The sequence below is a fragment of the Mesorhizobium abyssinicae genome (genome assembly GCF_049887195.1).
Lineage (GTDB): Bacteria > Pseudomonadota > Alphaproteobacteria > Rhizobiales > Rhizobiaceae > Mesorhizobium > Mesorhizobium abyssinicae.
The window spans coordinates 23,002-35,874 of record NZ_JARAKC010000024.1; the positions used below are offsets into that span (position 1 = coordinate 23,002).

Consider the following 12,873-nt stretch of genomic DNA (forward strand, 5'->3'; position numbering starts at 1 on the left):
ATGCCTATGCCCAAAGCCATTGCCCCAGCGGGCGCTGGCTAGACGCCTCTTCTGTTACCCCAGAGCATAACGTGCAGCTGTGGCAATACGCGGGCTTCGAACCATCTGTCGCGGGCCACACTATCAATCAGCCACTCCATACGTTTTATTATTCCGTCAAGGTCGACAGGCGCATTTTCATTTCCGGGACGCGGCGGCGTGTGATTGCCCGGTTGCAGATAGATTGGAAGTCGCGGAAATCTCGCGGCGGCGTCTTTCGCGTAGGCATAGTCACTTTCATCGAAAACAATGAGCTTGAGCACGATTTGCGGCTTGTCCTGGGCCGCCTGGAGGCACGCCTCGACAGCGGCCCAATCGGTCGTCATTTGGCTTGACGGCGGCTTTGGGCTGAGGATCAGCACGTCAAGGTCGGCAAACCAGTCCCTGATCACAGAACCTTGGGTTTCCAGCGCAAAACGATAGCCCTCGGCATGGCCTCGCTTGACGAGCGCACCGAAAGGCTGGATGGCCGGATTGCCCCCTGATAGCGACACCATCAAGGGACGGCCACCGGAAAGCGCGACTACGTTTTGCCACACCGCGCCGGTGGACATCATCTTCCATTCATCGCGGAATTGATTGTCCACCGCATGCGAGCTGTCGCACCAGGAACAGCGATAATCACACCCGCCGGTTCTGACGAAGACCGTCGGCAGACCGATGAGCACGCCTTCGCCCTGGATGGTCGGTCCGAAAATCTCACTAACGCGGATTGCGGGATGCGTATCAGTCATGGCCGGCATTCCGCCCATGTTTTCGGTGTTTCGCTCACCCGCACAGCCGAGGTTTCGGGCAGCCGTGCCTTGCACCACTCATAAAAATGTCTGGCCAGACATTCGGCCGTGACCTGCTCGTGTCCCAGCACGTCGTTGAGATGTCGGTGGTCAAAGTTCTCATCGATATAGCGCTTGAGCGGCGCCAAATCGTGATAGTCGCGCACAAAGCCGTGCCCGTTCAGTTCCTCCGCCGAAAGCTCCACTTCGACGATGTAGTTATGCCCGTGCAGGCGCGCGCACTGGTGATCAGGCGGCAAGAACGTGAGCTGATGGGAGGCCGAGAAGTGGAATTCCTTGGTGATGCGGAACATTACACGCTCCTCCTGCGCAATGCGTCGAGCCAGAAGTCGGCGTCCTCGTAGTCAGTGGGGTCCGGGTGCCCAGAAAGATGAAACGCCTCGCGCCGCTCGACACATGTCCCGCATCGTCCACAGTGACGCTCGCCGCCCTTGTAGCAGGACCAGGTCTCCGCAAATGGCGTGCCGTGTCGGGCCCCATCGTCAACTATGTCCGCCTTCGTGAGGTTCACATAAGGCGCATAAAGACGAATGTTCGCGTAGCCGTCGAGCGCGCGGTCTTGCATCATCTGGAAAGCCTCGGTGAAGGCTGGCCGGCAGTCCGGGTAGATGAAATGATCGCCACCATGCACGGCCGTCGCCACTGTGTCAGCGCGGCGCGCGGCGGCGAAGCCGAAGGCGATAGCCAAGAAGATGGCGTTCCGGTTCGGCACCACGGTGACCTTCATCGTGTCTTCGGCGTAATGGCCGTCGGGCACGTCGACATTGTCGGTCAGCGCGGAACCGGAGAGGCCGCTGCCGATTTCACGGATGTCGATGATTCGGTGCGGAACGCTTAGTCGCTCCGCGCAAAGGGCGGCGAAGCCCAATTCCTTGCTGTGCCGTTGGCCGTAATCGAAAGATAAGAGGCCGGCGAGTTTGTGCCCCGCTGCCACCTTGTAAGCAAGGGAAACGGAGTCCAATCCGCCGGAGCAGACGACGAGAGTCTTCATCGTTGGGGTTCCTGTTTTGACCGGGTAGGCTGCGACCGGAGATTTCTCTGCTCTCCCAGTACCCCAGGGAGTCTCGTTTGTGAACGGGGGACGAAGTTTGATGCGCTGACGCACCGCTGTGCTCAGGCGGGCTGAGCCTGCAAGAAAGACGAACCTAATGAACCGGCCCACTTCATTGCATGTCCAAGGCATACCAAAATTGGCTCTGAAGGAGGCCCAGAACTTCGGAAACAAGGTTCTCTATGCGATGACAGCGCCTAGTGGAACCGAGCTTTGAGGACTGAAGGAACGGAGTTTGTTAATGGCCGTCGATCGGAAGCCAACGCCATTAACATCCTGCGCCTTCCGCCGAAGATTGGTTCGAATCGGAGCACGCGCGCGTCAATGGCCGGCCGTCAACCCAAACCAATGATCGGTCGTGCGCCGACATCTGTGAACAAGCCGTGTGCGTCGATTGCAATCACCCCTGTGTTGCGCGCAATTACCCGCCATGGCTGCGGATGAACTGGATACGCTGGTTTTCCAGATGGCGGTCGAAAGCGTCCGCTTGCTCTCCTTGAGCTTCACTGAAAAAGCCGCGGCGATAGCCGCCAGGAGCCGTGGTATCCTGCTTTTCGACGTCCGGGTGGACGGTGACGCAGCGGTCCAGCGGATCGCAGCCGTCCGATATCCTAGCGGCCGGACCGGCGTGCTGGCTTTGGACAGACAAGGCATTGTTATCCGCCATTGCATGGTCGGTGGAATTTTCTTGAGCTTCATTGCGCCATTGGAGAATTGGACCAGCATGCCCCTGTCGATGCAAGCCAAGATCGATGTCGACCACCATGCCACTCTCTTCCTAGGCGCCCTGCGGGAGGCCGGACATATGCTGGTCAGCTAGCATTTGGCTGGATGCAGCTTGTCGATTTTGAAATCTGCGTTGGTGCCGACATCGCCGGCATGACTGTCACGCTCGAAAACGGCTCCGGCGATTTCGCAAAGCGTATATGCACCGCGTCTTGCCCTCACGCGAATGGAGCCTACCGCGCCGAATTGGAGGCGTGAGGATCGATCACGTTCGCCTCTTCTTGTCCGAAGTCGAATGTTCCGATTCGACGCCAAGGAACAACGGTGAAAAAATCGCGACAAAGAGGCACCAAGCCGCCCTGCCCCTTTTGCAATCAGGAGGAGCTTCCACAGCTCACTCGGCGAGTCGACACGAGATCGCAGATGGCCAAACACCAAAACTAGCGCACCGCTGGCAATCGGCGTTCCTCGGTGCAGGCCTCGCTCGCAGGCAGAGGCGCATGCGACGGCTACACCGGCTGCCTGCCCGAGGATCTGATCGAACGCATAATAGAACAGGGAGGCGTTTAGGCGCGGCCTGCCGCGACATTCCTAGAAGCGCGCCGGCAGCCTGGGCGGGGGGGTGGGGCGAGACTGCCGGCGCACGCCACTCACGAAGAGCGCCTCCTTTTTCGTGGTTCCGACACCCATAGTCAACCCAGCAGCGTCCCGGTGCCCGCCGTGCTGTTGTAACAGCGGTACGCGATACCGGCCATGTCGGCCGATTGTGGCTGGTATGTTGGGCTGCTCTCGCTGGCCCACGCGAGTTCCAGCCAAAATCGCCGAGCGCGCCGTCGGCAATCCTTTGTCGCGAGTTGATGCTATCATGCAAGTGTCGCTGCACTCCGCATGGCTATATCGTCTAAGACTGCATGAAGAAGCGTCACGACTTCCTGTTTGGCAAGGATGGGTGCAATTCCTGATTCGGACAGATGAACGAGAATTTGCTTGGCGGTGTTGCGCCAGAAGACATTCGCGTCCTCGCCATTTTTGGATTTCAGGACCCGGGCGATACCTTCGACCAATTTTCGCCGCCGATGCAGCGGAAACGCACTGATGTTTGAATCACACATGGATCACCTCGGCCGTTCAGTCTGCCAATATGCATTGGCGACCAAAAAAGCTGGTTAACAGCGGTTTCTTGGCGGCGGGCAGCAATGGAATAAAGCGTGCGCTGGGCTCGGGGACGGTGCGGCGAACAGCCACTGGACACAGCGGCAGGGAGAGTGAAAGCCATCAGCGATGATGGGCGGCTGGCCATAGGGCGTGAGTCGGGCACAGCCGACCAGGCCATCTTAGGGCAGTCAGGGACTTGATCAGAACCAAGTGAACGGCAATATCCCGATCTGGCTGCCAATTTCAGGTGGCCTTTTCCATGGACGAGGCCGACCGGGCCTATCCGACTGCCGTTTATTGAATTGCTGGAGCGCCAAGTCGGGGACAAGTCTACCGAATTATCAGGGCGCCCCTGGTCTCTTGGAGGTGTCTATGAAGAATTCGCGCATTCCCGAGCCGGTTTTGATGGCTATGTCAGAGGGGACGCACATCATTCGCGCTTTTCGTGAACACCTTGGATATTCGATCGAAGACCTGGCGGTGACGAGCGGACTATCCGCCGAGGAAATCCAAAACATCGAGTCGGGTCTGAGGTACAACAAGGGCTATCGGGACCGCATCGTGAGGTCGTTATCCCTACCTGTGGGAATTCTTGAGGAGGCAGACCTATTGGGCGCTGCGTGACCGCCTGGTTGCGCGCCTCCGATCTCGGTCTCTGGCAGCCCGATCTCGGGATCGCCGACGAGGAGGGCCAGACCGAATTGTTGCAGCTTGACGCAAGGTGCAAAGCACAAACTCAAGCAAGAGCCGATCTGTGGATAGAGGTTTTTGTCAGCTCGCCAGAAAGCGGAGGAAAAATCGGAGCTTCTAGCAGATGATTGAGCCCCGTGGCGCCGTTCCTCCTAGGCGCGTCGTCCGCGAGGTGGACTGCGTAGACAGATGAAAATAGTTGCAATGGCACCATGTGGCGGAAAACGTCGACCGTGGACGCCGATTGTTCCGGATGGTGCCATTGCTTATTTGCCTACGAGGCCGTGGTCTTCGGTCTGGGAAAAGCTGTTTCGGGACTTCTTGGAAAATCAGCGAATAACCGGCTCGCCGTGGAAGCGTCGCCGCGAGGGTGGCGAAATACCGAAGCCGACTTCCATCATCAGCCGCGGCGTGTGCGCCGGCACGGTGCCCATGTGGAAGCCGAACGGATCCTCGACGAAGCCAAGCCCCGCCTCTCCGATAAGCGTCACGGGGCTTTGCTCGCCATAGACGTCCAGGATCTCTTCCGCGGGGTGGCCGACGAGAAGCGTCAGCTGGTGCTTGAGCGCGCGGCGCCTGTGGCTGCCGCGGACATAGACATGCGGACCGGTGCCCTCGTCGACCGGCAGCAGGTAGAAGAAGAACTTCAACATTCGCCAGTCGTCGAGGTCGAAGTGGTATTTGCCGAGCGATGCCATGTTCTTGTCGGCGTCTGAAGCCTGGCCGGTGGGGAAGCTCCACCAAACACGCGTGGTGATCAGTTTCGCCTGGCCACCGAGATAGTGTGCAGCGATATCCATGAGCAGCGGATCGTTTTGGACGGCGAGTGCCGCCTTGCAGCCAAGAATGCGCTCGAAATAGTGGCCGCTGAGCAACGGACGGCCGAATCGAGCCTCAGCTTCCGCATGATCCGTCGGCATGAATTCGAGACGGCGATCGAAATTGCCAAAGCAAGGTGTGCAACGGACGAAAGCTGCGATTTCCTCATGGATAAATTTCGGCAAAACGAGTCCGGAAAAAAGTCCATCCGACTGCAGCGCGTCGACAACGTCCTGGCGATTGACGCCGATAAACATTGTGTCCTGGGCTTTCCGCGACGCTCGAATAGGCTGTGCACCACGCCAGTGCATTCTCCGTGCCGGCATGGTCCGGGCGAGCACGAACATCGGCAGCCACGCTGGGTTCTCGCGAATATCCGAAAGATAGGTCGGAATGCGTACGGCGATGCGACGTAGCATACTGCCATTTCGCGCGATTTCCTCGAGGCTTGCAGTGCCGGCTTTGTCGGTATTCGTAACGGTCATCAGGATCCTCAGGTATGAATGCACTATCAACGAAGCATCGGTTCTCAGTGCTTCGTCACGTATTACCCAAACCCGATTCCCGCGGCGGTAGAACGCTAGCCGCGCGTCAATTTTTGTGCAACGCACAATTTCCCTCGCCAGCAAACGCAGTTAGATCGCTGCGCGCTTTCGAATACGCCTTGCGAAGCTGTCCCCTTAATTACATCAGGAACTGTCTATAGCCGCCGCCCGTTAGGCGGCGGCTACGTTGGATAGGCGCGACGCACCCGATCGCGAAGATGGCCATCCGGGTGAGCCCAGTCTTTTTGGACGCGCCCTCGCCCGTACAGGGCAATGGCGATCTCTTGATGGGATGCTGCCGCAAGCGAGCCATCCAAAACCTGGAGCACGCAGACACCCTCCGCGCGGTTCCGGCGGAAAGCAAACGGCTGCCAGCCGGCCGCTATCCTTAATGTCATTGAGGAACTGAAGCCTATTCGGCAGCAACCACCACCTACTCCCGGTTAACCTGTGCTGATCCCCGGATCCGCCGTCGCGCGTCCCGTCAAGTGCCAACGCGCGCAGTCCGCAAGGGCCTGAGCGAAGCGTCCCTTGAGGACGAACTGCATTAGGGGTGGAGCGTCGTCTGCCGCTCCGGGGTGACTCCCGGCTGGCTGATCGCTAGTGGGTCCAGAGCGTACTTGGATTTCCGGCGCCCGGCGTTATCTATCAAACTCTAAAAGAGACTAGCGTTTTCCACTAGACTTTCCTATCTATTGGTAGACTTTGTTCTGGAGACCCCGATGGATCCGTTCGCTAATCCGTTTGCACCCGGCGCAGGTAGCCGCCCGCCCGAACTTGCCGGTCGCGACGCGATCCTTGAAGCCGCCAAGATCTCGTGCGGACGCGCAATCAATGGGCGGTCAGCCCGTTCGCTCATGCTTTTGGGCCTTCGCGGCACCGGCAAGACGGTTCTCCTGAGCGAGATCGGCCGGATCGCCGAGGCTGAAGGCCTTCTTGTTTCGAAGGTCGAGGCTCCCGAAGAAACCAATCTCGCGAACCTTCTCTATCCTGAAATGCGCAAGGTATCTCGTTCGCTTTCCGGCATCGAAGCGGCAAAGCATTTCGCCACGCGCGCCCTCGGCGGTTTGCGCAACTTCGCCTCCGTATTCAACATAGAGGTCGCCGGCGTGAATGTCGGCGTCGACCCGACGCCCGAGCCGGGCCTTGCCGAAAGCGGTGATATACAGCACGACCTTCCCGATCTATTCGGCCAGATCGGTCGTGCCGCCCAAGCTGCTAACAAGGGCTGGGTTCTTCTGATCGACGAAGTGCAATATCTTTCGCAAAAAGATCTATCCGGCCTGATCGTCGCTCTTCATCGCATGTCCCAGGATGGGTTGCCCATCGTCTTCGTTGGCGCAGGATTGCCCCAGGTGGCGCGTCTTGCCGGCGACGCGAAATCCTACGCAGAACGGCTCTTCAGCTATCCTGCCGTCGGCGCACTCGATAAGGAGGCTGCCTCGAAGGCGATCGAGAAGCCGATCAACGATCAAAAGGCGACCATCTCCCAAGAGGCGCTGACGACCGTCTTCGACATGACAAAGGGCTATCCGTTCTTTCTCCAGGAACTCGCCTCCTTCTCCTGGAACAACGCCCAGGGCCTGCAGATCAACGAGAACGATGTCCAAGCATCTTACACGGAAACGATCAAATCCCTGGACGACGGCTTCTTCCGCGTCCGTCTGGATCGTCTGACCAAGGCCGAGGTCCAGTTCGTCACGTCGATGGCGGCCCTCGGCGACGGCCCCTATCCCGTCTCTGACATCGCGAAGGCGATGGGCCGAACGCAGAAGTCCATTGGTCCGGCCCGCGCGAGCATCATCTTTAAGGGGATGATCTACAGCACCGATCACGGCTATCTCGACTTCACCGTTCCGCTTTTCGCCGATTTCATCAGGCGACATCGCCTTTCGGGTGAGTGATTTTCAGAGTTGTCGTATGGAGATCCGAGCCATGGCCGCGCGCTTATGCCAGAAGCGTGGCTTGGAATTGATCGCTGGGAGGAATCCCGATGTTTCGCGTTTAGCGACAACGGTTTGCGGTAAAGTTGGTGACGGCAGCTACCTAATGCCGAACTGAAGGGCAGCTACATGGAACTTCAAGTGCCGCGTTGGCATGCGCAATCAGCCATGCCGAACGGCCAAGAACCGATTGCCACACTACCGGTCGCGTCAGGCGCCCTCTGTAGTGGACGCACACAAGGGTCGATTGCGGAGCGCCGTGCAGCACCATGCCGACGCTGTCGCCGACAAGAACGATGTCGCAATGTCGGTCGACCAGTTTTGCAATCGACGTCGTTAGAGGCCGTCAGCCAGACGACGGGGACGCCACCCTTACGCGTCCGAATATCGGGCGGTGTCGCCTTCGAACCACCAGCAGTGCTCAAGATGCCTCCTTCCCCTGCGTCACCCCCCGCAGGTGTCGCGTTTGGCATGTCTTTGTGCAAGTGCGAAGGGCTAAAAAAAGTCGTGCGGCTGCGCGATGTTGACGTGCAGACAGCTGCGCGTAAATTAAATCGATTCAGACGCCGCAGATTCAGGCGCCGCAACTGACCACTTTCGCGAACATGGACGATCGAGAAACAGGAGCCAGCAAAGACCGAGCCGCCGTCACGGGCGACGAAGCCAAAGTGGACCTGATCGCCCTTGTCGTCGCCGTAAACGACGGTGAACCCTGTGTCCTCACCATCGGGCAGGCGGACACTCTGCCTTCCGGACCATTTGCGCTTGAGCACCGATCGCTGCAGTCCGGGTTGAGGGGCTGGGTTGAGCAGCAGACCGGCCATCCGCTGGGCTATATTGAGCAGCTCTACACCTTCGCTGATCGGGACCGCGTCGGCGCCGAGCGTCGGCAGCGCGCCATCTCCATCAGCTATCTCGCACTGACTCGCAAGGAACAGGCAACGGGCTCGCCCAAGTGCGGCTGGCGAAGCTGGTATGAATATTTTCCATGGGAGGATCACCGCTCCGGCACGCCGCCGGTGGTGCTGGACGTCCTGCGACCGCGCCTGATTGAATGGGCAAACAGCGTGGGCGACGCGGCCACGCGACGCGAACGTCGGCAACGGGCGGCGATGGCGTTCGGCTTCGACGACCGCAATTGGAACGAGGAACTCACGCTTCAACGCTATGAGTTGGTCTACGAAGCAGGCTTGGTCCAAGAGGCCGGGAGCGGGCGCGACCCGACGAGGGCCTCGCTGGTGCCCAGCAAGTCCATGGTCGCCGATCATCGGCGCATCGTGGCGACGGGCATTGCGAGACTGCGCTCCAAGATCAAATACCGGCCGGTCGTCTTTGAGCTGATGCCCCAGTCTTTCACGCTGCTACAGCTGCAACGAACCGTCGAAGCGCTCGCCGGCAGGCTAATCAACAAGCCGAACTTTCGTCGCCTCATAGAGCAGCAGGAGCTGGTCGAGGAGACTGGCGAGACTTCTGTCGACACGGGCGGGCGACCGGCAAGGCTCTATCGCTTCCGGCACGCGGTCCTCGACGAAACGGCGATAGTCGGCACAAAATTACCGGTCGCTCGGGGTTGACATGCTTATAGTCAACAAAGATATATAGCCCTTATAGTCAAACAGATTATAATCGGAGGCGCCGATGAGCGGGGCATTACCTTCGGCCGCGTCTCTGTATCGGCGCGTCTGGCGCGTCATCCCGCCGGGGGAATGGGCGGCTTTCAGCGATGACATCGAGGCCATTCTGACGCTCAAACGCGAGCGTAATGCCGTCATCTTGGCCCACAACTATCAAACACCGGAGATCTTCCACTGCATTGCCGACATCGTCGGCGACAGCTTAGCGCTGGCCCGCAAGGCTATGACGGTCGAGGCACAAGTCATCGTGCTGGCCGGCGTGCATTTCATGGCCGAAACGGCCAAGCTCCTTAATCCGGACAAGATCGTGCTCATTCCGGATCTCGGCGCCGGTTGCTCGCTGGCTGATTCGATCACGGCACAAGACGTGCGCTTGATGCGCCAGCGTTATCCCGGCGTGCCGATCGTCACCTATGTCAACACGTCGGCCGAAGTGAAAGCCGAATCGGACATCTGCTGTACATCGGGCAACGCCAAGGCGGTCGTCGAATCCCTTGGCGTCCCCCGGGTGATTATGTTGCCGGACGAATATCTGGCCCACAATGTCGCCGCACAGACCGACGTCGAGATCATCGCCTGGAAAGGCCATTGCGAGGTGCATGAGCGCTTTACGCCCGCCGATATCCGCGAGTTGCGCGAAAACCATCCCGGCGTGACGGTGCTGGCCCATCCCGAATGCCCGCCCGGCGTTGTGGCCGAAGCCGATTTTTCCGGCTCGACCGCAGCCATGTCCGACTATGTCGAACGGCAAAAGCCGCCAAGCGTCGTGCTGATGACGGAATGCTCGATGAGTGACAACGTCGCGTTAGCGCACCCAGATGTCGAGTTCATCCGGCCCTGCAATTTGTGCCCGCACATGAAGCGGATCACGCTTGCCAACATCCGCATGGCGCTCGAGCAGAACCATCATGTCGTGACCATCGAGCCGGGGATCGCCGGGCGTGCGCGGCTTGCAGTCGAACGGATGCTGGCGATTTGAGCGTCGATGTCCGCAGCTACTTCGGGCGGCCCATCATCATCGGCGGCGGAATCGCCGGCTTGATGACCGCGCTTCAATTGGCGCCGGAGCCGGTGCTTCTTTTGTCCAGAACCCTGTTGGGAGCCGACACTTCGAGTGCCTCGGCTCAGGGGGGGCTTGCTGCGAGTTTCGGCCAAGATGACCATCCGACACTGCACCTGGCTGATACACTCGCCGCCGGCGACGGGCTTTGCGACATGGATGTGGCGAGCCGCATCCTTCAGGCCGCGCCTAGCGCGATCGAGGGGCTTGCGCGCTTTGGGGTTTGCTTCGACCGTACGCTAAAAGGATCCCTGTGCCTCGGATTGGAGGCCGCACACAGCCGGCGTCGCATCGTTCATGCTCATGGCGACGGCAGCGGGCGTGAGATCATGCGCGCACTGATTTCGGCTGTGCGCTCCACTCCCTCGATCGTTGTCGTGGAGGGCGTGGAAGCGCGCCGACTGGCGGTCAGGCAGAATGCGATCCGAGGCGTCTGGGCGAGCTGTACGCTAGGACCTGTCTTCTTCGGCTCACAGCGGGTCGTCCTTGCCACCGGTGGGATCGGCGGGCTATTTCTCGACACCACCAATCCTTCGGGCAGTTGCGGACAGGGCCTGGCACTGGCGGCCCGCGCGGGAGCTGTCCTTGCCGACCTTGAGTTCATCCAGTTCCACCCGACCGCGCTTGAGGGCCCCGAACGCCCCATGGCACTGGTCAGCGAGGCTGTCCGCGGCGAAGGTGCCACCCTGATCGACGAGACAGGCTGTCGCTTCCTCGATGGCGTGCCGGGCGCCGAACTCGCGCCCCGTGACGTCCTGGCACGCGCGGTCTGGAGCCATCTGGCAGGTGGCCATCAGGTCTTCCTCGACGCGCGCCAACGGCCTGGCCCGGAATTTGTTCGACACTTCCCGACAATCGCATCTGCCTGTCGTGGATTCGGCATTGATCCCGTGCGCGATCTCATTCCCATTCGTCCCGCCCAGCACTATCACATGGGTGGCGTCGCTGTGGACGGCTCGGGCAGGACGTCGGTCAAGGGGTTGTGGGCCTGTGGCGAGGCCGCCTCGACCGGACTGCACGGCGCCAACAGGCTCGCCAGCAATTCCTTGACCGAGGCCGTTGTATGCGCGCGCTGGGTCGCTGAAAGCGTGGCGGGAACGCCTGCTCGCAGAACAAAGCCAGTGTTCGCGGAGGACCACCCATCGCTCAATCCGGTACCCGCGCGTCCTTTCGTGTCGCGCGCACTCGGTATCGTGCGCAATGGCGAAGGTTTGAAAGCAGCCGCACGGGCGTTGTTGCCGCTCGCTGAACGCAAGGACGCGGCATCGGATCCGGCGGCTGTCGGTCTGATGCTTGCAATTTCGGCCTTGCGGCGCCGAGAGAGCCGCGGCGCTCATTACCGCGAGGACTTTCCCCATCATGCGGCTGTTGCGCGTCGTTCCGAGATCACCCTCGAAGCCGCCCTCGCCGCGGCTCAGGAACTGGCGCACTCGCCAACTCTGGAAAGCGCCAGCTGATGAACCTGTCACCACTTCCCGCAATCATGCTCGAGCCGCTGGTTCGGTCAGCCCTTCTGGAAGACCTAGGCAGAGCCGGTGACCTCACCACCGAGGCGACCGTAGCAAAGTACCATCACGCCACGACCGTGCTGGCCGCACGCCAGCCCGGGGTCGTCGCCGGGCTCGATGTGGTGAGGCTCGCGTTCAGGTTGATCGACCAAAATATCAAGATAGACGTGAACCGAGCAGACGGCAGCAAAGTTGCGCAAGGGGAGATAATTGCATCAGTGACTGGCCCGACCTGGGCTATTCTCACTGCGGAAAGGACGGCGCTGAATTTCCTATGCCATTTGAGTGGCATTGCCACGGCAACCGCATCGATTGTCGCAGCGGTTTGCGAGCACCGCGCCAAGATCATCTGCACCCGCAAGACGACGCCCGGGTTGCGGGCTGTCGAAAAGTACGCCGTGCGCGCTGGCGGCGGCGCCAATCACCGCTTCGGCCTCGACGACGCCGTCCTGATCAAGGACAATCACATCGCGGCTGCCGGCGGCATCCGCTCCGCCATCAAACGTGCGCGAGAGAGCGTCGGCCACCTCGTCAAAATCGAAGTCGAGGTCGACACGCTAGTCCAGTTGGAAGAAGCCCTCTCGCTTGTCCCAGACGCTGTCCTGCTCGACAACATGTCGCTCGATGAGCTTCGCCATGCGGTAACCATGGTTGCCGGCCGGGCGATCACGGAAGCGTCAGGGCGGATCACAGCCACGACGGCGCCAGCCATCGCGGCCACTGGCATCGATCTTCTCTCCGTCGGCTGGTTGACCCACAGCGCGCCAATTCTCGACATCGGACTGGACTGTTACGCGCCGTGATCCGCCAACGAAACGGTCGGGGATCGACAGTCATTCGAAGCGCCAGGACAACGCGAAGAGCTAGGAAACAGGACGGCTATGCACGACACCAATCCGACTAAGGCGA

The 12,873-nt window shown here is 60.2% G+C and carries 14 protein-coding genes and 1 pseudogene; 8 read left to right on the plus strand and 7 right to left on the minus strand.

The window, feature by feature from the left end:
- Positions 1–38: 38 nt before the first annotated feature.
- The 3 genes from queE to queC are packed head-to-tail and all read right to left on the minus strand — an operon-like array spanning position 39 to position 1,824.
- On the minus strand, positions 39–773 hold the full coding sequence (gene queE / locus PU724_RS29045; protein ID WP_354425185.1) for a 7-carboxy-7-deazaguanine synthase QueE: 735 nt from the start codon (positions 771–773) through the stop codon (positions 39–41).
- The gene (gene queD / locus PU724_RS29050) at positions 770–1,126 is read right to left on the minus strand and encodes a 6-carboxytetrahydropterin synthase QueD (RefSeq protein ID WP_354425183.1); all 357 of its coding nucleotides are present in this window, start codon (positions 1,124–1,126) and stop codon (positions 770–772) included. The genes queE and queD overlap by 4 nt, the downstream gene beginning before the upstream one ends.
- On the minus strand, positions 1,126–1,824 hold the full coding sequence (gene queC / locus PU724_RS29055) for a 7-cyano-7-deazaguanine synthase QueC (RefSeq protein ID WP_354425181.1): 699 nt from the start codon (positions 1,822–1,824) through the stop codon (positions 1,126–1,128). The genes queD and queC overlap by 1 nt, the downstream gene beginning before the upstream one ends.
- Before the next feature lie 490 nt (positions 1,825–2,314).
- Here queC and PU724_RS29060 point away from each other — a divergent pair, with 490 nt between their 5' ends.
- Both PU724_RS29060 and PU724_RS29065 read left to right on the plus strand, forming a co-directional pair.
- Positions 2,315–2,704, plus strand: coding sequence for a hypothetical protein (locus PU724_RS29060; RefSeq protein ID WP_426213721.1), 390 nt, complete (start codon positions 2,315–2,317; stop codon positions 2,702–2,704).
- Positions 2,705–2,715: 11 nt separating this feature from the next.
- Positions 2,716–2,868, plus strand: a complete 153-nt coding sequence (locus tag PU724_RS29065) for a hypothetical protein (protein WP_354425178.1) — start codon at positions 2,716–2,718, stop codon at positions 2,866–2,868.
- A gap of 605 nt (positions 2,869–3,473) precedes the next feature.
- Here the strand turns inward: PU724_RS29065 and PU724_RS29070 are convergent.
- Positions 3,474–3,722, minus strand: coding sequence for a DUF6074 family protein (locus tag PU724_RS29070; protein ID WP_354425176.1), 249 nt, complete (start codon positions 3,720–3,722; stop codon positions 3,474–3,476).
- 415 nt (positions 3,723–4,137) lie between these two features.
- On the opposite strand from PU724_RS29070, the gene PU724_RS29075 reads away from it, so the two are divergent.
- The gene (locus PU724_RS29075) at positions 4,138–4,389 is read left to right on the plus strand and encodes a helix-turn-helix domain-containing protein (protein ID WP_354425174.1); all 252 of its coding nucleotides are present in this window, start codon (positions 4,138–4,140) and stop codon (positions 4,387–4,389) included.
- 395 nt (positions 4,390–4,784) lie between these two features.
- Here the strand turns inward: PU724_RS29075 and PU724_RS29080 are convergent, their stop codons facing one another.
- Together PU724_RS29080 and PU724_RS29085 are read right to left on the minus strand one after the other, a co-directional pair.
- The gene (locus tag PU724_RS29080) at positions 4,785–5,759 is read right to left on the minus strand and encodes a hypothetical protein (protein ID WP_354425172.1); all 975 of its coding nucleotides are present in this window, start codon (positions 5,757–5,759) and stop codon (positions 4,785–4,787) included.
- A gap of 242 nt (positions 5,760–6,001) precedes the next feature.
- Positions 6,002–6,217 carry a DNA -binding domain-containing protein gene (locus PU724_RS29085; RefSeq protein ID WP_354425170.1) on the minus strand — a complete coding sequence of 72 codons (216 nt, stop codon included), beginning with the start codon at positions 6,215–6,217 and terminating at the stop codon, positions 6,002–6,004.
- Positions 6,218–6,541: 324 nt separating this feature from the next.
- On the opposite strand from PU724_RS29085, the gene PU724_RS29090 reads away from it, so the two are divergent.
- Positions 6,542–7,723 (plus strand): ATP-binding protein, encoded by a 1,182-nt coding sequence (locus tag PU724_RS29090; RefSeq protein WP_354425168.1) that lies wholly within the window; start codon positions 6,542–6,544, stop codon positions 7,721–7,723.
- A gap of 283 nt (positions 7,724–8,006) precedes the next feature.
- On the opposite strand, the pseudogene PU724_RS29095 reads toward PU724_RS29090, so the two are convergent.
- Positions 8,007–8,235: pseudogene (locus tag PU724_RS29095) on the minus strand (3-methyl-2-oxobutanoate hydroxymethyltransferase); the annotation flags it as partial.
- Positions 8,236–8,367: 132 nt separating this feature from the next.
- Here PU724_RS29095 and PU724_RS29100 point away from each other — a divergent pair.
- From PU724_RS29100 to nadC, 4 genes are all read left to right on the plus strand, one after another.
- Positions 8,368–9,336 carry an NUDIX hydrolase gene (locus PU724_RS29100; protein ID WP_354425166.1) on the plus strand — a complete coding sequence of 323 codons (969 nt, stop codon included), beginning with the start codon at positions 8,368–8,370 and terminating at the stop codon, positions 9,334–9,336.
- Between the two features lie 64 nt (positions 9,337–9,400).
- The gene (gene nadA, locus PU724_RS29105; RefSeq protein WP_354425164.1) at positions 9,401–10,375 is read left to right on the plus strand and encodes a quinolinate synthase NadA; all 975 of its coding nucleotides are present in this window, start codon (positions 9,401–9,403) and stop codon (positions 10,373–10,375) included.
- The gene (locus tag PU724_RS29110; protein WP_354425162.1) at positions 10,372–11,913 is read left to right on the plus strand and encodes an L-aspartate oxidase; all 1,542 of its coding nucleotides are present in this window, start codon (positions 10,372–10,374) and stop codon (positions 11,911–11,913) included. The genes nadA and PU724_RS29110 overlap by 4 nt, the downstream gene beginning before the upstream one ends.
- On the plus strand, positions 11,913–12,767 hold the full coding sequence (nadC, locus tag PU724_RS29115; protein ID WP_354425160.1) for a carboxylating nicotinate-nucleotide diphosphorylase: 855 nt from the start codon (positions 11,913–11,915) through the stop codon (positions 12,765–12,767). The genes PU724_RS29110 and nadC overlap by 1 nt, the downstream gene beginning before the upstream one ends.
- Positions 12,768–12,873: the final 106 nt, after the last annotated feature.